The 20,326-nt window shown below is 35.7% G+C and carries 21 protein-coding genes and 1 other annotated feature; all 21 genes read left to right on the forward strand.

Going from position 1 to position 20,326, the window contains the following annotated elements; all coding sequences use genetic code 11:
* Nucleotides 1–46: 46 nt before the first annotated feature.
* The 21 genes from prmA to glyS all read left to right on the forward strand — a co-directional run bounded on the left by prmA (nt 47) and on the right by glyS (nt 20,224).
* Nucleotides 47–985, forward strand: a complete 939-nt coding sequence (gene prmA, locus J2S19_RS13465; protein ID WP_307342794.1) for a 50S ribosomal protein L11 methyltransferase — start codon at nt 47–49, stop codon at nt 983–985.
* A gap of 24 nt (nt 986–1,009) precedes the next feature.
* A complete protein-coding gene (locus J2S19_RS13470) occupies nt 1,010–1,765 on the forward strand; it encodes a 16S rRNA (uracil(1498)-N(3))-methyltransferase (RefSeq protein ID WP_307342797.1) in 756 nt (251 codons plus the stop codon).
* A 5-nt stretch (nt 1,766–1,770) separates the two neighbouring features.
* Complete coding sequence (gene mtaB / locus J2S19_RS13475; protein ID WP_307342800.1) at nt 1,771–3,126, forward strand: tRNA (N(6)-L-threonylcarbamoyladenosine(37)-C(2))-methylthiotransferase MtaB; 1,356 nt, start codon at nt 1,771–1,773, stop codon at nt 3,124–3,126.
* Between the two features lie 240 nt (nt 3,127–3,366).
* Nucleotides 3,367–4,035: a deoxyribose-phosphate aldolase gene (deoC, locus tag J2S19_RS13480; protein WP_307342803.1), complete on the forward strand. Its 669-nt coding sequence runs from the start codon at nt 3,367–3,369 to the stop codon at nt 4,033–4,035.
* Nucleotides 4,036–4,286: 251 nt separating this feature from the next.
* Nucleotides 4,287–4,460 (forward strand): 30S ribosomal protein S21, encoded by a 174-nt coding sequence (gene rpsU, locus J2S19_RS13485; protein ID WP_015595024.1) that lies wholly within the window; start codon nt 4,287–4,289, stop codon nt 4,458–4,460.
* Nucleotides 4,461–4,480: 20 nt separating this feature from the next.
* The gene (locus J2S19_RS13490) at nt 4,481–4,927 is read left to right on the forward strand and encodes a GatB/YqeY domain-containing protein (RefSeq protein ID WP_307342806.1); all 447 of its coding nucleotides are present in this window, start codon (nt 4,481–4,483) and stop codon (nt 4,925–4,927) included.
* Between the two features lie 272 nt (nt 4,928–5,199).
* On the forward strand, nt 5,200–6,519 hold the full coding sequence (locus tag J2S19_RS13495; protein WP_370875147.1) for an NfeD family protein: 1,320 nt from the start codon (nt 5,200–5,202) through the stop codon (nt 6,517–6,519).
* A 149-nt stretch (nt 6,520–6,668) separates the two neighbouring features.
* On the forward strand, nt 6,669–7,661 hold the full coding sequence (gene floA / locus J2S19_RS13500) for a flotillin-like protein FloA (RefSeq protein ID WP_307342809.1): 993 nt from the start codon (nt 6,669–6,671) through the stop codon (nt 7,659–7,661).
* Between the two features lie 63 nt (nt 7,662–7,724).
* The gene (locus tag J2S19_RS13505; RefSeq protein ID WP_307342812.1) at nt 7,725–8,177 is read left to right on the forward strand and encodes a YqfB family membrane protein; all 453 of its coding nucleotides are present in this window, start codon (nt 7,725–7,727) and stop codon (nt 8,175–8,177) included.
* Nucleotides 8,178–8,248: 71 nt separating this feature from the next.
* Entirely contained in the window at nt 8,249–8,533 is a 285-nt protein-coding gene (yqfC, locus tag J2S19_RS13510) for a sporulation protein YqfC (RefSeq protein WP_307342815.1), read from the forward strand.
* Nucleotides 8,534–8,708: 175 nt separating this feature from the next.
* Nucleotides 8,709–9,896 carry a sporulation protein YqfD gene (gene yqfD / locus J2S19_RS13515; protein WP_307342818.1) on the forward strand — a complete coding sequence of 396 codons (1,188 nt, stop codon included), beginning with the start codon at nt 8,709–8,711 and terminating at the stop codon, nt 9,894–9,896.
* A gap of 3 nt (nt 9,897–9,899) precedes the next feature.
* The gene (locus J2S19_RS13520; RefSeq protein ID WP_307342822.1) at nt 9,900–10,862 is read left to right on the forward strand and encodes a PhoH family protein; all 963 of its coding nucleotides are present in this window, start codon (nt 9,900–9,902) and stop codon (nt 10,860–10,862) included.
* A 373-nt stretch (nt 10,863–11,235) separates the two neighbouring features.
* Nucleotides 11,236–13,410 (forward strand): HD family phosphohydrolase, encoded by a 2,175-nt coding sequence (locus J2S19_RS13525; RefSeq protein ID WP_307342824.1) that lies wholly within the window; start codon nt 11,236–11,238, stop codon nt 13,408–13,410.
* A 1-nt stretch (nt 13,411) separates the two neighbouring features.
* Nucleotides 13,412–13,894, forward strand: coding sequence for an rRNA maturation RNase YbeY (ybeY, locus tag J2S19_RS13530; RefSeq protein WP_307342826.1), 483 nt, complete (start codon nt 13,412–13,414; stop codon nt 13,892–13,894).
* Nucleotides 13,866–14,240: a diacylglycerol kinase family protein gene (locus J2S19_RS13535; protein WP_307342829.1), complete on the forward strand. Its 375-nt coding sequence runs from the start codon at nt 13,866–13,868 to the stop codon at nt 14,238–14,240. The genes ybeY and J2S19_RS13535 overlap by 29 nt, the downstream gene beginning before the upstream one ends.
* 128 nt (nt 14,241–14,368) lie before the next feature.
* On the forward strand, nt 14,369–14,767 hold the full coding sequence (locus J2S19_RS13540; RefSeq protein ID WP_307342832.1) for a cytidine deaminase: 399 nt from the start codon (nt 14,369–14,371) through the stop codon (nt 14,765–14,767).
* A complete protein-coding gene (era, locus tag J2S19_RS13545; RefSeq protein ID WP_307342836.1) occupies nt 14,760–15,671 on the forward strand; it encodes a GTPase Era in 912 nt (303 codons plus the stop codon). Before J2S19_RS13540 ends, era begins: the two co-directional genes overlap by 8 nt.
* A gap of 124 nt (nt 15,672–15,795) precedes the next feature.
* Nucleotides 15,796–15,939 carry a YqzL family protein gene (locus J2S19_RS13550; protein WP_307342838.1) on the forward strand — a complete coding sequence of 48 codons (144 nt, stop codon included), beginning with the start codon at nt 15,796–15,798 and terminating at the stop codon, nt 15,937–15,939.
* Nucleotides 15,940–15,970: 31 nt separating this feature from the next.
* On the forward strand, nt 15,971–16,723 hold the full coding sequence (gene recO, locus J2S19_RS13555) for a DNA repair protein RecO (protein ID WP_307342840.1): 753 nt from the start codon (nt 15,971–15,973) through the stop codon (nt 16,721–16,723).
* A gap of 196 nt (nt 16,724–16,919) precedes the next feature.
* Nucleotides 16,920–17,094 (forward strand) — a binding site (T-box leader).
* 182 nt (nt 17,095–17,276) lie between these two features.
* Complete coding sequence (glyQ, locus tag J2S19_RS13560) at nt 17,277–18,161, forward strand: glycine--tRNA ligase subunit alpha (RefSeq protein ID WP_307342843.1); 885 nt, start codon at nt 17,277–17,279, stop codon at nt 18,159–18,161.
* Complete coding sequence (gene glyS, locus J2S19_RS13565; RefSeq protein WP_307342846.1) at nt 18,161–20,224, forward strand: glycine--tRNA ligase subunit beta; 2,064 nt, start codon at nt 18,161–18,163, stop codon at nt 20,222–20,224. The genes glyQ and glyS overlap by 1 nt, the downstream gene beginning before the upstream one ends.
* Nucleotides 20,225–20,326 lie beyond the last annotated feature (102 nt).

Below are 20,326 nucleotides of genomic sequence, written 5' to 3' on the forward strand. Positions count from 1 at the left end.
TAGGTTAGTTGAATAATCAATGATGAAGAATGGAGAGTTGGTAGACATGAAGTGGTCAGAATTTAGCATTCATACAACACAGGAAGCTGTTGAACCCATTTCGAATATCTTACATGAGGCAGGAGCTAGCGGTGTAGTAATTGAGGATATAGCTGATTATGAAAAAGAGCGAAGTACGTCTCTTGGCGAAATCTACCAACTAAATCCATCAGATTATCCAGAAGAAGGCGTCATTGTAAAAGCGTACTTACCTGTTAATAGCTTCCTAGGCGAGACTGTAGATGCCATTAAAGCTTCGATAAACAATCTTTTAATTTATGACATTGATTTAGGCAGAAACCATGTTACTATCAGTGAAGTCAATGAAGAAGAATGGGCAACAGCATGGAAGAAGTATTATCATCCTGTTAAAATCTCAGAAAAGTTCACAATTGTTCCTACATGGGAGATTTATGAACCTGTAAGTTCTGACGAATTAATTATTGAATTGGACCCAGGAATGGCATTTGGAACAGGGACGCATCCAACAACTGTATTATGTATTCAAGCATTAGAAGATACAGTTGTAAAGGGTGATACAGTAGTTGATGTAGGTACAGGTTCAGGTGTATTAAGCATAGCAGCTGGATTATTAGGAGCAAAAGAAGTAACCGCTCTTGATTTAGATCATGTTGCTGTAGAAAGTGCAAAGCTAAATTGTAAGATAAATAAAGTGCATAACATTGTTAATGTTTCTCAAAATAACCTTTTAGATGGTATTGAAGGACCTGTAGATTTAATTGTTTCAAACATATTAGCAGAAATAATTGTTCGTTTTATTGACAAGGCATATGAAATATTAAAACCTAATGGAACATTTATAACATCAGGTATCATCCAAAATAAAAAACTGGAAGTTAAGGAAGCATTAGAACGTACAGGATTTACAATTGAAGAAACATTAGTTATGGAAGATTGGGTAGCTTTTATCGCAAAGAAAAAATAGAAATTCCATGAGGGTAGATGAACAATGCAACGATATTTTATAAATGAACTAAAAGCTAATATTAACACACATATTCAAATTACTGGCGATGATGTTCATCATATTTCCCGTGTAATGAGAATGCAGCCCGGAAGTACGATTATTTGTTGTACGAATGACGGCTATGAAGCTTTTTGTGAAATAGAAGAAATTGCTAATGGATTCGTACGTTGTTCTGTTTTAAAATGGGATTTAACAAGTCGCGAGTTACCAGTATCTATATCCATTGCGAGCGGGTTGCCTAAAGGGGATAAGCTTGAATGGATTATTCAAAAGGGCACCGAATTAGGTGCTTCTTCATTTATCCCTTTTAATGCTGCTCGTTCGGTCGTAAAGTTAGATACAAAAAAAGTAAGCAAAAAACTTGAACGATGGCAAAAAATTGCAAAGGAAGCTTCTGAACAATCGTACAGAAATAATATTCCAACAATTTCTGAGCCATTGGGTTTTAAACAATTATTAGAGAATTGTAAACACTACGACGTAAAAATCGTTGCATATGAAGAATCGGCTAAACTAGGGGAAAAGAAAAACTTATCAATAGCATTTGACAAACTGAAAGAAGGTTCTTCTTTACTAGCAGTTTTTGGACCGGAAGGCGGTTTATCAGAACAAGAAGTAGCTTTACTTGAAGAACATGGGTTTTTATTATGTAGTTTTGGCCCTAGAATTTTACGAACTGAAACAGCACCATTATATTTATTATCAGCTGTTTCTTACTATTTCGAATTATCGAGGTGAACATCATGCCTACAGTTGCATTTCATACGTTAGGTTGTAAAGTAAATCATTATGAAACGGAAGCAATATGGCAGTTATTTAAGGATGCTGGCTATGAGAGAACAGAATACGAACGTGTTGCAGATGTATATGTTATCAATACATGTACAGTGACAAATACAGGAGATAAAAAGAGTCGCCAAGTAATTCGTAGAGCGATACGTAAAAATCCGGACGGTGTTATTTGTGTAACAGGTTGTTATGCACAAACATCACCTGCTGAAATTATGGCAATTCCAGGTGTTGATATTGTCGTAGGTACGCAGGATCGTGTGAAAATGCTTGATTATATTGAGCAATTTAAACGCGAACGAGAGCCAATAAATGGTGTAAGAAACATCATGAAAACACGAGTCTATGAAGAACTAGATGTACCTGCATTTACTGACAGAACGAGAGCCTCTTTAAAAATCCAGGAGGGCTGTAATAATTTCTGTACATTCTGTATTATTCCATGGGCAAGAGGGTTAATGCGTTCTCGTGACCCAAAAGAAGTAGTTGTACAAGCACAGCAACTTGTTGATGCAGGATATAAGGAGATCGTATTAACAGGAATTCATACAGGCGGATATGGGGAAGACTTAAAAGATTATAACTTAGCAATGCTCTTACGTGACTTAGAGGAGCAAGTGACAGGATTGAAAAGAATCCGTATTTCGTCCATTGAAGCAAGTCAAATTTCCGATGAAGTGATAGAAGTATTAAGAAATTCTACAAAAGTTGTAAGACATCTTCATATTCCAATACAATCAGGCTCTGATACTGTCTTAAAACGAATGCGCCGTAAATACACGATGGAATTTTTTGCAGAGCGAATTGAAAAGCTTAAAAAAGCTTTACCGGGCTTAGCAATTACTTCTGACGTCATTGTCGGTTTCCCAGGAGAAACAGAAGAAGAATTTATGGATACGTATCGTTTTATTCAAGAGCATAAGTTTTCCGAACTACATGTTTTTCCGTATTCTAAACGTACAGGAACACCTGCTGCGAGAATGGAAGACCAGGTAGATGAAGATGTGAAAAATGAACGTGTCCATCGATTAATCCAACTATCTGATCAATTGGCAAAAGAATATGCTTCATCTTTTGAAAATGAAGTATTGGAAGTAATTCCGGAAGAACGGTATAAAGAGGAAGCAAATGAAAACTTATATGTCGGCTATACGGACAATTACTTGAAGGTTGTTTTTCCTGCTAACGAGGAAATGATTGGACAAATCGTAAAAGTGAAAATCACAAAATCAGGATATCCTTATAATGAAGGCCAATTCGTAAGAGTTTTAGACGAACAGCTAGAGGATAACATTCGATTAACATCATAAAAATGTAAAATTAGACTGGTAAAGCTCTTTGCCAGTCTTTTCACATAGGAGAAAATGTAATTGAGATACTTTATAATAAAGGTAAAGATCTGTTAAGGCTACGTCAATATCTTCTAAAATTATTGGTATACTAAACAATGCAAATAGTTCACTACCTTGGAATTCATCTAGAGCAATGGTAACATATAACAAAAGAAGCCTGACTTCAAAAAACTTCAAAAATGAAAGGGGTATATACATATGGTAAATATTGCAGGAATGATTGATCATACAGCATTAAAAGCAGATACAACGAAGGAAGAAATTGAAACATTATGTACAGAGGCTAAAGAATATCAATTTGCTTCTGTTTGTGTTAATCCCACTTGGGTAAATACTGCAGCAGAATTGTTAGCGGGGACTGATGTAAAGGTTTGTACGGTTATCGGATTTCCGTTAGGCGCAAATACACCGGAAACTAAGGCTTTTGAAACGAGAAATGCCATTGAAAACGGAGCAACAGAGGTTGACATGGTTATTAATATCGGTGCGTTAAAAGACCGTAATGATGAGTTGGTTAAACAAGATATTAGAGCAGTTGTCGACGCGGCAAAAGAAAAGGCACTTACCAAAGTGATTATAGAGACAAGCTTGTTAACACAAGAAGAGAAAGTACGAGCATGTAAAATAGCAGTAGAAGCAGGTGCAAATTTCGTTAAGACATCAACTGGTTTTTCTACTGGGGGAGCAACGATTGAGGATATAGCACTCATGCGCGAAACCGTTGGCAAAGAAATAGGCGTCAAAGCATCAGGCGGAGTTCGAGACACTGCAGGTGCAGAAGCAATGATTAATGCTGGTGCAACAAGGATTGGGGCAAGTGCAGGTGTTTCAATCATTAAAGGAGAAAAAGCTACTTCTGATTACTAAATCATTTCTAACAGTGATGACTAATCGGATAATATCTATACAATTTAGGTTAATAATCAGATACAATATGTATGAATATTGTTGGTAAGAATATATAGGATAACAACTGCCAATATTTTATATTTAGAAACTTTTCGTCATATGAGTTGACCAGAATAATTGATTATATTATAATTGCAAAGTACATGTTTTCTATATAGACATGTTTTATTTAAAGATGTCGTGGTTGTATTCGGAGGGAGGGAAAGAGAATGTCAAAAACGGTCGTTCGTAAAAACGAGTCGCTTGAGGATGCTCTTCGTCGTTTCAAACGTACTGTATCTAAAAGTGGTACAATACAAGAAGCAAGAAAGCGCGAATTCTATGAAAAACCTAGCGTAAAGCGTAAGAAAAAGTCTGAAGCAGCTAGAAAGCGCAAATTCTAAAAGAGGGTGTACTTGTTACTATGAGTCTTCTTGAGCAATTAAATCAAGATATGAAGCAAGCGATGAAAAACAAAGAAAAAGACAAATTAATTGTCATTCGTATGGTCAAGGCTGCATTGCAAAATGAAGCAATTAAACTTGGCAAAACTGAGTTGTCTGATGAAGAAGACTTGACAGTTCTTTCTCGCGAATTGAAACAACGTAAAGACTCCCTCCAGGAATTTAAAAATGCTGATCGTTTGGACTTAGTTGAAAAAACACAAGCAGAAATCGATATATTAGTCGAATATATGCCTGAACAACTTTCTGAAGAAGAGGTTTCTGAAATTGTAAGAAAAACAATTGAAGAAGTTAATGCCACTTCAAAAGCAGATATGGGGAAAGTTATGGGAGCACTTATGCCCAAAGTGAAGGGAAAAGCAGACGGTAGTCTTGTCAATAAGCTTGTGCTTAAACAGCTAACATAACATAATAAAACACCTTGCGATTCGCAAGGTGTTTTTTATTATTAATTTTATTTAAAAGTGTACACAATATGGTTACTATTTCTAGTTTCTTATTTCTTCACTTTCAAAAAATTGTCTATTTCTTCGTGTAAATAAACCTTGATACTCCACAATTCCTAGTAAATCCGTATTTTAATGTGCTATGATATTTTTTATTTACCCTTAGATAAATAAATGAAACTTTACTGAATTACATACGTAATACTATAGGGAAGATGAAGGGGGTGTTATGGATGAAAAAACATATCTATCTTTTTATGATTTTATTTGGTGTCGTTCTTGCATGTTTTAATGGCTTTAGTTCAAATACCATCAAGGCAGATGCTGACGAGAAGGTATTCGTAATACGCTTAGAAGAGACTGTCGAAAAAGGACTATCCCAATACATTAAACGAACAATATCTGAAGCAAATGAAAAAGATGTTAACCATATCATTTTAGAAATAGATACTTTAGGCGGTGCAGTTGACGGTGCATTGGAGATCGCAGACACATTAAGGGCTAGCGAAATTCCAGTCACTGCTTACATTAACCGTAGAGCTATTTCTGCTGGTGCCTATATCGCATTAAATGCAAATCAAATATATATGGCTCCAGGCAGTCAAATGGGTTCTGCAGCGATTATTACTGGTGATGGAAATGCAGCAGATGATAAATCTCAATCACTGTGGCTTTCAGAGCTAAGAGAGTCAGCCGAATATAACGGCCGTGATCCTAAATACGCTCTTGCGATGGCTGATAAAGAAGTTGATATACCAGAATATGCCGCTGAAAAGGGAAAATTATTAACATTAAATGCGAATCAGGCAATAGAAGTCGGTTACTCCGAGGGAACAGCATCAGATTTAAAGGATTTGTTAAAACAACTTGACCTTTCAAATGCATCAATTTTAAAAGCGGAAGAGAGTATTGCTGAAAAGTTCGCTCGTTTTATTACAAATCCTGTTGTTGTGCCAATTTTACTATCTATTGGAAGTATCGGGTTAGTTGTTGAATTGTACTCCCCTGGATTTGGCATCCCAGGTACAATGGGATTAACATCGTTGCTCCTTTTCTTTTATGGGCATTACGTTGCTGGATTGGCAGGTATGGAAGCAATTATCTTGTTTATTTTGGGAATTGTGCTAATAGTAGCAGAATTTTTCCTCCCAGGTGGTATAATAGGAATTATAGGCTTTGCGAGTATAATTGGGAGCTTATATATTGCTGCTGGAAACTTTATCTCAATGACGATTTCATTAATTATCGCATTTGCAATGGCAATTTTAGCATCTATCTTAATAGTAAAGGTGTTTGGAAAGCGAATGAAAATATTTAATAAATTAATATTGCGTGACTCAACTAATACTAAAAGCGGCTATGTTTCAAATCACTCGAGAACGGATTTAATTGGGAAAGAAGGTATTACCTTAACGGCACTAAGACCCGCTGGAACAGCAGTAATCTCGGATGAACGTCTTGATGTGGTGTCAGAAGGTAGTTTTATCTTAAAAGATAAAACAATTAAGGTTGTGAAGGTTGAAGGGTCACGAATTGTTGTTCGAGAGATATAAAGTGTTGGTTAATAATGCTAAATGCAGCGTGAGTTGGTATTAACTTAAACGCGCTGCAATAGTCTTAACAAGGACTTAGGCCTAGTATTTGCATAATTTGAAACACATGAAGGTAGGCACAAAAAATTTACATATATAGGAGGAAAACAATGGATCCACAATTAGTTTTATTAGTTGGATTAGTCATCCTGGGGATAATTATTTTAGGTGTATTTTTTACATTTGTTCCTGTTGCACTCTGGATATCTGCATTAGCAGCAGGTGTTAAAGTAAGTATATTCACATTAATTGGTATGAGGTTAAGAAGGGTTATTCCTAGTAGAGTAGTCAATCCGTTAATTAAAGCCCATAAAGCAGGTTTAGGAGTGACCACAAATCAGCTAGAGAGCCACTACTTAGCTGGAGGAAATGTTGACCGAGTTGTCAATGCGCTTATCGCAGCGGAAAGAGCAAATATTGAGTTAACATTTGAGCGTTGTGCAGCGATTGACCTTGCTGGACGTGACGTATTAGAAGCAGTTCAAATGAGTGTCAATCCAAAAGTAATTGAAACACCATTTATTGCGGGTGTAGCAATGGATGGTATTGAAGTGAAAGCAAAAGCTCGTATTACAGTAAGAGCGAATATTGAGCGATTAGTCGGTGGTGCTGGTGAAGAAACGATTATAGCTCGTGTTGGTGAAGGGATCGTTTCAACAATCGGTTCTTCAGACGACCATAAAAAGGTGCTAGAGAATCCAGATATGATATCACAGACTGTACTAGGCAAAGGGTTAGATTCAGGTACTGCCTTTGAAATCTTATCGATCGATATTGCAGACGTTGATATCGGTAAAAATATTGGAGCAGAATTACAAACAGAGCAAGCAGAAGCAGATAAGAAAATTGCTCAAGCGAAAGCAGAAGAAAGAAGAGCGATGGCTGTTGCACAAGAACAAGAAATGCTTGCCCGTGTACAAGAGATGAAAGCAAAAGTTGTCGAGGCAGAAGCAACTGTACCATTAGCGATGGCAGAAGCACTTCGTTCAGGTAATATCGGTGTAATGGACTATATGAACATTAAAAATATATCGGCAGATACAGATATGAGAGATTCAATTGGAAAATCAAATCAAGATAATAATGATACAGACGAATATTAAGCTAATATGATCCTATAGGTTAAGGTGATTATTCCCTTTTCTTTCATAAAGGAGGGAGGAAATATGGAATCGCTATTTGAACTTTTATCGAATCCTTTAATATGGGGAGCAATTATTTGGTTATTTTCAAGGCTATTTGTTGGCAAAGGGGAAGAAGACCAAAATCAAAATAAGACTAATAAGCCCCGACAACAAATCGAGCAGCCAAAGCCAAAGGAATCATCCGCTGAACCTAAAAGGAGAAAACAAGAACTTCAAACCGTACAAGAGGCGTATGAAAAGTTGAAAACTCTTTCCACTGATGTGACTGAACGAAGTAGAAGGTCAAATGAAGGAAGGGAACAACGTAATGTACAAAAAAGGCAAGAAACAGTTCCGAAAGTAGACCGACATGTTAGCCGAGATTTCTTATCGATTAACAAGAAAAAGGCTGCAGAAGGTGTCATTTGGAGTGAAATATTAGGCCCGCCGAGAGCTAAAGCACCCCATTATACAAGAACTAAAGGACGATTATAATTTCTATTCATAATTTGTTATAAGACTCCCTTTTTTCTCATACATATGAGATGAAAGGGGGTCTTTTTTTTATGGCAAAAAAATGGCGACAACAGCTAACAAGATGGATTACAAATACAATTGACCTTCCGCCCGATGTCATGATGGATCTTCCTAGAATCACAATGGTAGGACAGCTCCATATTTACATAGAAAATCATCGAGGACTTTTGATGTTCACGGATACAGAGCTAAGGCTTTTATTAAAACAAGGGCAATTATTAATAAAAGGTGATTCTTTTGTAATAAAAACAATTTTACCAGAGGAAATATTACTCGAAGGAAAAATCACTCAAGTCTTATATTTAAATGAATAAAATGTATAGAAATTTTAATCAACAAAAGGTCAGGCACTAGAAGTATTTATTCTAACGGATTTTTAAGGGCAGTGGACCTCAATGAGATTGAATCATCATTCTCGTTAACGTCATAGGGGAAACTGCCTTCTGAAAAGATAAATTATAGCAACTGTACTGTCAAAGGGGGATAAGAATGAGAAATCAGTGGACGAGTTTCATTTTAGGTAACGTGAAGGTTAGTATAGATGGAAGAGGAACAGAGCGGTTTATAAATGATTGTGTCCGCGAGGGAATAGAAGTGTGGAAAGTTTCGCGTGGTAAACAAGATAATCTGACTTTTTACATAAAAAATCGCGACATACATGCTTTAAGAACAGTAGTGAGGAAAAACGAGTGTAGATGTAAATTTGAAAGAAGACTTGGTTTCCCCTTTATAATAAAGAGAACAGCTCGTAATAGCGGCTTTGCTGTCGGATTATTAGCATTTTTAATTGTAATCTTTGCCTTATCAAACATGGTTTGGGGTGTGAAAGTAGAAGGAGCTTCACCTGAAACAGAGCATTTAATTAAAAAAGAACTGTCTCGAATCGGGGTGAAAACGGGGAAATTTCAATTCTTTATAGATAATCCTGATAAAATACAAAAATCCTTAACAGATAACATCCAACAAATCACTTGGGTAGGTGTAGAGCTTACTGGTACAACCTACCATTTAAAAGTAGTCGAAAAAAATGAACCAGAAGAAGCTGAATTAGTTAGTCCAAGACATATTATTGCTGAGAAAGAGGCAACGATTGCAAAAATGTTCGTTGAACAAGGACAACCAATGACAACTTTACATGAACATGTAAAAAAGGGACAAATATTAGTATCGGGCTTGATTGGAAAAGAGGATGACCAGAAGCAAGTGGCAGCAAAGGCAGAAATTTTCGGTGAAACTTGGTATAAATCAACAATAACAATTCCGTTAAAGACGACTTTTAAAGTGTTAACTGGGGAAGATAAAGTTAACCATTCTCTCAAAGTAGGCTCAATAAAGCTTCCAATTTGGGGGTTGAAAAAACCAGAGTTTACTGAATTTGAAGTTGAAAAGGATACGCGTAACTTAAAGTTCCTTAATTTCACCCTACCGTTAGCATATGAAAAAGAGACATATTTTCAAAAGGAAGAAGTAACTAGAGATTATACACTAAAACAAGCTAAAGAAGCTGCTCTTGACCGAGGAAGAAAACAAATTGAACATAAACTAGATGAAGAAGAAAAAGTAATCGGTGAAAAAGTTTTGCACGAGACGAATGAGAATGGTAAAGTTAAATTAACAGTTCTTTACCAAGTGTTAGAAAATATAGTAAAAACTACACCAATTGTTCAGGGAGATTAAAGAATGCCAGAAGAATTAGTGACATTAAACCAACAATTAGAAAATCCAAATGAAGCAATTGCTTTATTTGGTAACCATGATGTTAACTTAAAGCGCATGGAGCAAGAATTAAATGTATCAATCGTTTCTCGAGGTGAGGGTGTATTTGTCTCCGGGAAAGCTGAAGATGTTAAGCTAGTGGAGGATATTCTTAAATCATTGCTCCTTGTTATTCGCAGAGGGATAACCATTAGTGAAAGAGATGTTATCTATGCTATCAGCATGGCAAATGAACAAAAGCTTGAACAATTTGAACAACTGTACGTTCAAGAAATAGCAAAAACTGCTAAGGGTAAATCGATTCGAGTTAAAACATTAGGACAGAGGCATTATATAGCTGCGATTCAAAGCAAGGACTTAGTATTTGGGATAGGCCCCGCAGGTACAGGTAAAACGTATTTAGCCGTTGTCATGGCCGTCAATGCATTAAAGAATGGCAGTGTAAAACGAATAATACTAACAAGGCCAGCTGTTGAGGCCGGTGAAAGTTTAGGGTTTTTACCTGGTGATTTAAAGGAGAAAGTTGACCCATACTTACGTCCACTTTATGATGCTTTACACGACGTATTAGGAATGGAGCATACACAAAGGTTAATTGAACGTGGGACAATTGAAATCGCCCCATTAGCGTACATGCGCGGGAGAACATTAGATGATGCTTTCGTAATCTTAGATGAAGCGCAAAATACAACACCTGCCCAAATGAAAATGTTTTTAACGAGATTAGGCTTCGGTTCTAAGATGGTCATAACTGGTGATAATACACAAGTAGATTTACCGAAAGGTGTAAAATCAGGTTTAGTTGTTGCTAAAGACACACTAGCCAAAGTGGAAGGTATCGCTTTTATTGTATTAGAACAATCCGATGTTGTGAGGCATCCGCTCGTTGCAAAAATTATTACAGCTTACGAAAACTTCAAAGAATGAATATGCGGTGACCCGAATGCCCGAATTCGGGTCATTTTTTTCTAATTTAGTTCGTAATCCTAAAAGTTTCTTTGTTGAGCCATCGAACGAATACATACTTGGGGTAGATAGATATTAGGAAAACATTTGCGCGTCTTACGATTCACGACTAACTAAATTTCTTTAAATAAAAGTTGCAGCAGGGAATTTTTTATAAAAGTTTTTTCTAAATATAGTTGAAGATTTAGGAATAAAAAGAAATAATGAAATAGTGGACCGTAAAAAATCAAGGTCGTAAATTTATGCTAATGAAAGCGTGCCGGGATGATTACCTTTGCGATAACAGTTATCATAAAATTTGTACCAGGTGTCTTTGAAAAGGTGGTGCTTTTCGATGAAAAGTGAAAATCAAAAGATAAAAAATAAAAAACAAATACAAAAGAAGCAAAGTCCGTTATTAGAAAAGGTGAAAAACTACAAGTTCCTTCATATCATCTTATATGGTATTTTAGGTGTTATCCTTTTTGTAGCGCTGTATAGTAATGTTAAACCAGAAACTCTTGACATTGAATTATTTTCTACATCACCAGAAACGATATATGCCCCAACCACTGTTGTTGATAATGAAGAAACGGCACGAAGGGAGAAGGAGGCATCCAATTCAGTAGAAGATCAATTCGTACTAAGAAAAGAAGTTTCTGAAAGCCGTGTAGCACTTATATCATCCATCTTCGATACGATAATTGACGTTAGAAATAAAGATGATTTAAACAATTCCGAGGAAAGTGACATGACAACGCCCGAGGAAAAGGTGGAAATGCTTCGAGAGCAACTAACAGATTCGATAAATGAGAAAATCTCAAGTGAAACGTTTTTGCCACTTATGCAAGCAACAGACGAAGAGATGATGTTAGCCAAAGATACGGTAGTTACAGCTGTTAATAATACAATGAGTCAGGAAATATCAGTCGTCCAATTAAGTGAGGCGAAAAAGCAAGTTGAGGATGAAATAAGAAATACATCCCTAAACTCAGATGTTCTGGCAGCTGCAGTCACATTAGCACGCTTTTCAATCACTCCAAACTACTCACTGGACCTAGAAGCGACAAATCAAAAGCGGCAACAGGCAATGGATGAAGTGAAAGAAGTCCAAATAAAGCAAGGACAGATGATTGTTGAAGAAGGCGAGTTAATTAGTAATGAAGTTTATAGAAAACTGGGTTTAGTTGGTTTACTAGATGACCAACATTCGTATAAACCGTTTATAGGGCTAGGATTGTTTGTTTTCTTAATCGTAACAGGTGTTGTTTACTATTTTGAAAAGAAAGATAACCTCATTTCTTCTAAAAATAACTCGTTACTATTGTATTGTCTTATCTTTGCAATCTCAATTTTATTAATGAAAATTGTTAGCCTGTTCCAAAAAATCGATTATAACCACATTGGCTATATCGTTCCGGTTGCAATGGGGGCAATGCTTGTAAAATTACTTTTGAATGAGAGATTAGCAATCCTAACAAGTATGATTTTTGCTATTTGTGGCAGTATTATCTTTAATGAAGGGATAACAGGAAGCTTTAATTTTTCAATTGGCGTATATTATTTATTTGGATGCCTAGCTGGTGTTCTATTTCTAGGTAATCATAATTTACGTTCGAAGATTCTACATGCAGGTCTATTCGTCGCTTTGATGAACGTATTTGTACTTTCGGCCATTTTACTTATTCGTAATGGCAGTTACTCTAATGTGGAAATTGGGTCTTATTTAATTATGGCAACAGCATCTGGATTAGTGGCATCTGTTTTAACAATCGGTTTTATGCCATTTTTTGAGACAGGCTTTGGTATTTTATCAACAATGAGACTAATTGAACTTTCTAATCCGAATCATCCATTACTTAGGAAAATATTAACCGAGACACCTGGGACATACCATCATAGTGTCATGGTAGCAAACTTAAGTGAATCAGCTTGTGAGGCAATTGGGGCAAATGGGTTGTTGGCGAGAGTAGGAGCATATTATCATGACATTGGTAAAACTAAAAGGCCACAATACTTTATAGAAAACCAAATGAATATTGAAAACCCACATAATAAACTGTCTGCCCAACTAAGTAAAAATATTATCATTGCTCATGTAACTGATGGAGTAGACATGTTAAAAAAGCATAAAATGCCAAAGGAATTTATCGATATCGCGGAACAGCATCATGGTACGTCATTATTAAAGTATTTCTATCACCAAGCTAAACAATCAAATGATAATATATATGAAGAGGAGTTTCGCTATCCTGGTCCAACACCACAAACAAAGGAAATAGCAATTATCTCAATTGCTGACAGTGTTGAAGCAGCGGTTCGCTCTATGTCAAATCCAACACCAGAAAAAATTGAAAAGTTAGTACGATCAATTATTGCTGACCGACTACAAGATCATCAACTCGATGAATGTGACTTAACATTAAAAGAACTTGATATTATAGCCAAGTCATTTTGTGAGTCATTAAAGGGGATATTTCATTCAAGAATCGAATACCCGGAAATAAATAAAAAGCAGAAGGTGAAATAAGATGAGACTAGTCATCGATTCTATAGATGAAACTAATGAATTAGAAGCAGCGCAAATGAGGACGATAGAGGAACTGTTACAGCATGCTGCTGAAATAGAAGATATCGACCAAGATACAGAATTATCTGTCACATTCGTTACAAATGAGCGTATACAAGAAGTAAATAGGGAATATCGCGATAAAGACCAACCAACAGATGTCATATCATTTGCACTCGAGGAAATAGGTGAAGGAGAGATCGAGATTGTAGGAATAAATCAACCTCGAGTTCTAGGAGATATTATTATTTCTATTCCTCGTGCACGTGAACAAGCTAGTGAATATGGACATTCTTTTATGCGGGAACTAGGCTTTCTCGCTGTACATGGCTTTCTGCATTTGTTAGGTTATGACCATATGAATGATGAAGATGAAAAACAGATGTTTACAAAACAAAAGGATATTTTAGATAGTTATGGGCTTAAAAGACCAGCAGATATCTGAATGGAAGCGTTTTTATAAGAGTTTTATGTTTGCGTGGTCAGGCATATATCAAACCTTTAAATCAGAGCGTAATTTTCAAATACATGTTATGATAGCTGCGATTATGGTTATTTTAGGATTTGTTGTCAGATTTTCGATTATTGAATGGGTTATCGTGTTGTTTCTAATTGGCGGAATGCTTGCATTGGAACTTATGAATACTGCATTGGAACATGTTGTAGATCTAGTTACCCAAGAAAGGAAACCACTTGCTAAGGCAGCAAAAGATGCAGCAGCAGGTGCTGTTTTGGTATATGCAATTCTCTCAGTTATAATAGGTATTACGCTCGTCTATAACAATTTATAGGTATTGGTACATTTGTATACTTAACTCTTACAATTAGATAACAAAGTTTGTGTTTACGTGAAATCTTTGAATGAATTAGGTACAATAAAAATAACAGTTAGTTTATTATGGAAGGAAGAAAGCAACTCGTGAATAATGAACATCTTATAACTGAAGCAAAGGCAGCACGTGAATTAGCCTATACACCTTATTCACACTTCAAGGTAGGTGCTGCTCTACTAACAAAAGATGGTAAAGTATATAAAGGTTGTAATATAGAAAATGCTTCATATGGTATGACTAATTGTGCTGAACGTACAGCAGTATTTAAAGCTATCTCAGAAGGTGAAACACAATTTGAGGCTATTGCTATTATAGCTGATACAAAGGGACCTGTTTCACCATGTGGAGCATGTCGACAAGTATTATCAGAACTATGCCCGCAAGAAATGAAGGTTATTTTAACGAATTTAAACGGTAAAATACAAGAAACTACAGTAAAAGACTTACTACCAGGAGCTTTTTCACCGGAGGACTTAAATGACTAATAAACAAAACTATAAATCAGGATTCGTATCAATTATTGGAAGACCTAATGTTGGAAAATCGACATTTATTAATCGTGTCATTGGTCAGAAAATAGCAATTATGAGCGATAAGCCTCAAACAACACGTAATAAAATACAAGGTGTTTATACTACAAACGATTCCCAAACAATTTTTATAGATACACCTGGAATTCATAAGCCTAAGCACAAACTTGGTGACTTTATGATGAAGGTCGCTCAAAACACATTAAAAGAAGTGGACTTAATTCTCTTTATGATTAATGCGGTTGAAGGTTATGGTAAAGGTGACGAATTTATTATTGAAAAGTTAAAACAAACAAACACACCTGTCTTCTTAATTATTAATAAAATTGATCAAATACATCCGGACCAGCTATTACCTTTAATCGAAAAATATAAGGAATTATATCCGTTTAAGGAAATCATTCCAATTTCGGCACTTGAAGGAAATAATGTAGAAACGTTATTAAATCAAATAGAACAAATGTTACCGGAAGGACCACAATATTATCCTGAGGACCAAGTAACTGACCATCCCGAAAGATTTATCATAACTGAGCTAATTAGAGAGAAAGTATTACACCTTACAAGAGAGGAAATTCCTCATTCAGTTGCAGTTGTAATGGATAGTCTTGAAAGAAGAGATAATAATAAAGCGATATATGTTGCTGCTACAATTATTGTTGAACGTGTTTCTCAAAAGGGAATTGTTATCGGAAAACAAGGCTCAATGTTAAAGGAAGTTGGTAAGCGGGCACGTATTGATATTGAAGCATTGCTTGGATCAAAAGTCTTCTTAGAATTATGGGTTAAAGTGCAGAAGGATTGGAGAAATAAAGCATCGCAGTTAAGAGATTATGGTTTTAGAGAGGACGAATATTAATTTTATTCAGATACATTGTTAGCAAAATTTGTTTGACATGATTTGTATGGATTCAGGTCAAGATATGTGTAATGAAATTGGATTTAATGATTGCTAGTCTTAATAACTGAAAGGTGGGGTTTTAATGTTGGATTTTACCTGGAAAGTTTTTTCACAGACAGGTAGCATTGATACGTATCTTCTTTTTAAAGAGTTAGAAAAGGATACAGATGACGGACCCGATTCTGAAGAGGATGAACTAGCTGAAATGGATTTTCCAATTTCCTGATCTTGCCTAAACCTTTGGAAGGTGAGGGAATTTGCTTCAAAAATGTGAAGGTATCGTGATTCGTTCGATGGATTACGGTGAATCAAACAAAATAATCACTATATATACGAGAGAACTTGGTAAAGTTGGTGTTATGGCACGAGGCGCAAAAAAGCCAAATAGTCGTCTTACGTCAATAACCCAACTTTTCACTTATGGAACCTTTATGTTTCAACGTTCAACAGGTTTAGGTAGTCTGCAGCAGGGGGAGACGATTTTATCCCATCGAGTGATTCGTGAAGATATTTTTCTAACAGCTTATGCTTCATACATATCAGAGCTACTTGATAAAAGTACAGAAAATAATGAGCAAAATCCTTTTATGTTTGAATTACTAAAGTTAACGTTAGATTATTTAGATGAAGACGTTGATCCGGACATTTTAATTAATATTTTCGAAATGAAAATGTTACCAATTCTTGGATTAAGCCCTCAACTTGATTGTTGTACATTATGTGGAAAGAAAGATGGTACATTCCATTTTTCTATAAGAGAAGGTGGGTTTATTTGTCAAAACTGTTTTGAAAAGGATCCATATCGTTTGCCGATAAGTCAAACCACAGTTAAGCTTATTAGATTATTTTATTATTTTGATTTAAATCGTCTCGGTAATATATCTGTGAAATTAGAAACTAAGAAGGAATTAAAAGCAGTGATACAAGGATATTATGAAGAGTATGCCGGTTTGCACCTGAAATCAAAACGATTTCTTGACCAAGTAGAGTCTCTAAAAGATAAATTGTAATTCTATTGAAAAAATCTCAGTCATGCTTTTGTTTCATTATCGTAAAGGTCTACTGGAGTAAGACACTGTACCTATCTAACCAAACCATAGACATGGGAGAATGTCATTAGTAGTACTACCTCGGGTAAAAGCATACCATAAGGATTGACATTTATAAAAATTTCGATTAAGATGCTTATAGAATTTAAAGAATTAACATATTGCGTTGAGGGATAGAAGTACTTACGAGTTATCCAATAAAAGCGACCTTAGGACGGTGTAAGCTAAGGATTGGAGCGTAACGAAAGGCAATCCTGAGCTGACTTTATAAAGTGGCTCATCAAATTAGATGAGCAAATAGGGTGGAACCGCGGGTAACTCTCGTCCCTATGTCAACATAATTGGCATAGGACGAGAGTTTTTTGTATTTAATTCTCTTTGGAATCCTTTGCCTTTCATAAGTCGAACTGAAACTGAGTTATTGGATTAAGGAACAAAGTGTCAAAAATCGGTAGCAGTAATGAATAAGGAGTAATATAATCGAATGCTCTTAATAATTTTGGAGGTGTAATAAGTGAATATTCAAGACATGATATTAACTTTACAAAAACATTGGTCTAATCAAGGTTGTATATTAATGCAGGCATATGATACAGAAAAAGGTGCTGGAACAATGAGCCCATATACATTTTTAAGAAGTATTGGCCCAGAGCCATGGAATGTTGCGTATGTTGAACCATCAAGAAGACCAGCAGATGGCAGATATGGTGAAAATCCTAATCGACTTTATCAGCATCATCAATTTCAAGTGATAATGAAACCATCACCTGATAATATTCAAGAGTTATATTTAGATTCATTGCGTGCCTTAGGGATTAATCCTTTAGAACATGATATTCGTTTTGTTGAAGATAATTGGGAGAACCCGTCATTAGGTTGTGCAGGTTTAGGATGGGAAGTTTGGTTAGATGGTATGGAAATTACTCAATTCACCTACTTCCAACAAGTTGGCGGTTTGGAGTGCAAGCCGGTTTCTGCGGAAATTACATATGGAATCGAACGTTTAGCATCATATATTCAAGATAAAGAAAATGTATTTGACTTAGAGTGGACTGAAGGATTTACAGTTAGGGACATATTTTTAATGCCGGAATATGAGCATTCTAAATACACATTCGAAACATCAGACACGGACATGTTATTTCAATTGTTTAATACATATGAAAAAGAGGCAAACCGACAAATGGATGAGGGTCTTGTACATCCAGCGTATGATTATGTATTGAAATGTTCACACACATTTAATCTACTTGATGCTAAAGGGGCAATATCTGTTACAGAACGGACAGGTTATATTGGACGTGTTCGTCATCTGGCTAGGAAAGTTGCGAAGACCTTCTATGATGAAAGAGAAAAACTAGGCTTTCCGATGTTAAATAAGGAAGGAGGAGTTAAATAATGAATACAACACAAGATTTATTAATAGAGCTTGGCCTTGAGGAAGTACCTGCACATTATGTCACAGATGCAATGAACCAACTTACAAGGAAGCTAACAGATTGGCTCAATGATAAAAAAATATCACACGGGCAAATTAAATCTTTTTCAACTCCGCGAAGACTAGCTGTTTTAGTGCAAGCGGTAGCTGAAAAACAACCGGATATAATTGAGGAAGCAAAGGGTCCAACAAAAAAAATTGCCCTTGATGATGCAGGGAATTGGTCAAAAGCAGCACTTGGTTTTACTAGAGGTCAAAATGTTTCTGTAGATGATATTTATTTTAAAGAAATCAATGGCGTTGAGTATGTTCATGTACAAAAATCAATCGTTGGAAAAGAAACATTTAGCTTATTACCAGAGATACGTGAACTATTAACTGGTTTAACTTTTCCTAAAAACATGCGTTGGGGAAATCATGATATGCGCTATATTCGACCAATTAAATGGGTCGTTGCTTTATTCGGAAAAGATACCATACCTTTTGAAATTGCAGGGGTTTCGACGGGTTCTGTAAGCTTGGGTCACCGTTTCTTAGGTAAGCAAGTAGATATTTCTGCGCCATCTCTATATGAGGCTACATTGTTAGAGCAGTATGTGCTCGTAGACCCGATTAAAAGAAAAGAAGCAATAACAAGTCAACTAGCTGAACTAGAGAAAAAAAATAACTGGATAATACCGATTGATGAAGATTTGTTAGAAGAGGTTAACAATTTAGTGGAATTTCCAACAGTAGTTCATGGAAACTTTGAGGAAGATTATTTAGCTTTACCAGATGAAGTGTTAGTGACGTCAATGAAGGAACATCAACGTTATTTTCCGGTTAGAGACAACGAAGGAAAGCTTCAACCACACTTCGTGACAGTTCGAAATGGTAATCAGCAGCATCTTGAAAATGTTGCTAGAGGAAATGAGAAAGTACTTCGTGCTAGACTTTCAGATGCAAACTTCTTTTATAAGGAAGATCAAAAGTTAAAAATTAACGATGCCGTAGCTAAATTAGACAAAATTGTTTTTCATGAGGAGCTAGGATCGCTTGGTGAAAAGGTGAAACGTATAGTAAAGTTGTCTAACTTATTAGCTGAGAAGGTGGGGCTAAGTGAAAATGAAAAACTAGATGTTGAACGCTCAGCATCAATTTGTAAGTTTGACCTTGTTACTCATATGGTTTATGAATTTCCTGAATTGCAAGGTAAAATCGGTGAGAAATATGCACGCTTAAGTGGTGAAAATGAAGCAGTAGCATTAGCTATAAATGAACATTATATGCCACGCCATGCAGACGACCAAATTCCAAATTCAAATGTTGGAGCAATTGTTTCGCTTGCGGATAAACTAGATACAATTGTAGGGTTCTTTTCAATTGGTAAAATTCCGTCAGGCTCTCAGGACCCTTATGCGTTAAGAAGACAAGCAAGTGGAATTGTCCAAGTGTTATTGTTGAAAAATTGGAAGCTTAGCTTGCCAAGTTTATTTGAATTAAGTCTTAGTTTATATGAAACAAAAGATGAACAGGTCAAACAATCTCTACTTTCCTTCTTTAAATTACGCCTGAAACATGTATTAACAGAAGAAAAAATAAGATTTGACCTTGCTGATGCAGTTTTAGAGTCTTCATATGTTGAAGTATCATCATTAATCAAGCGTGCTAAAGTCCTTGAGCAGGCATCAACTGAAGATGACTTTAAAGGTGTAATTGAAGCACTAGCTCGGGTTATGAATATTGCTAGTAAAGGTGAGGAGCAGGAAATAGATATTCAGTTGTTTGAAAATGAGTATGAGCATGCTCTTTATAATGCTTTTCAAAGTTCACAAACTGGTGTGGAAACATCCCTTTTCAATGGAAATGAGGATGAAGCATACAAAATATTATCCAGCTTAAAAGATGTAATTAATGAGTATTTCGACAATACGATGGTCATGGCAGAAGATGTGAAGATAAAAACCAACAGACTAGCATTAATGGTTAAATTATCACAGTTAATTCAAACATATGCTAAGGTGAATAGCATCTTAGTAAAATAAAGATATATCCCTATGTTTATTCAGGGCTGCTTATGGCAGCTCTTTTCCATTAATGAAGTGGGTGAAAAACGAACATATCTTTATTAGTAATATCCATTTGTA

The organism is Metabacillus malikii, assembly GCF_030813355.1.
GTDB classification, from domain to species: domain Bacteria; phylum Bacillota; class Bacilli; order Bacillales; family Bacillaceae; genus Metabacillus; species Metabacillus malikii.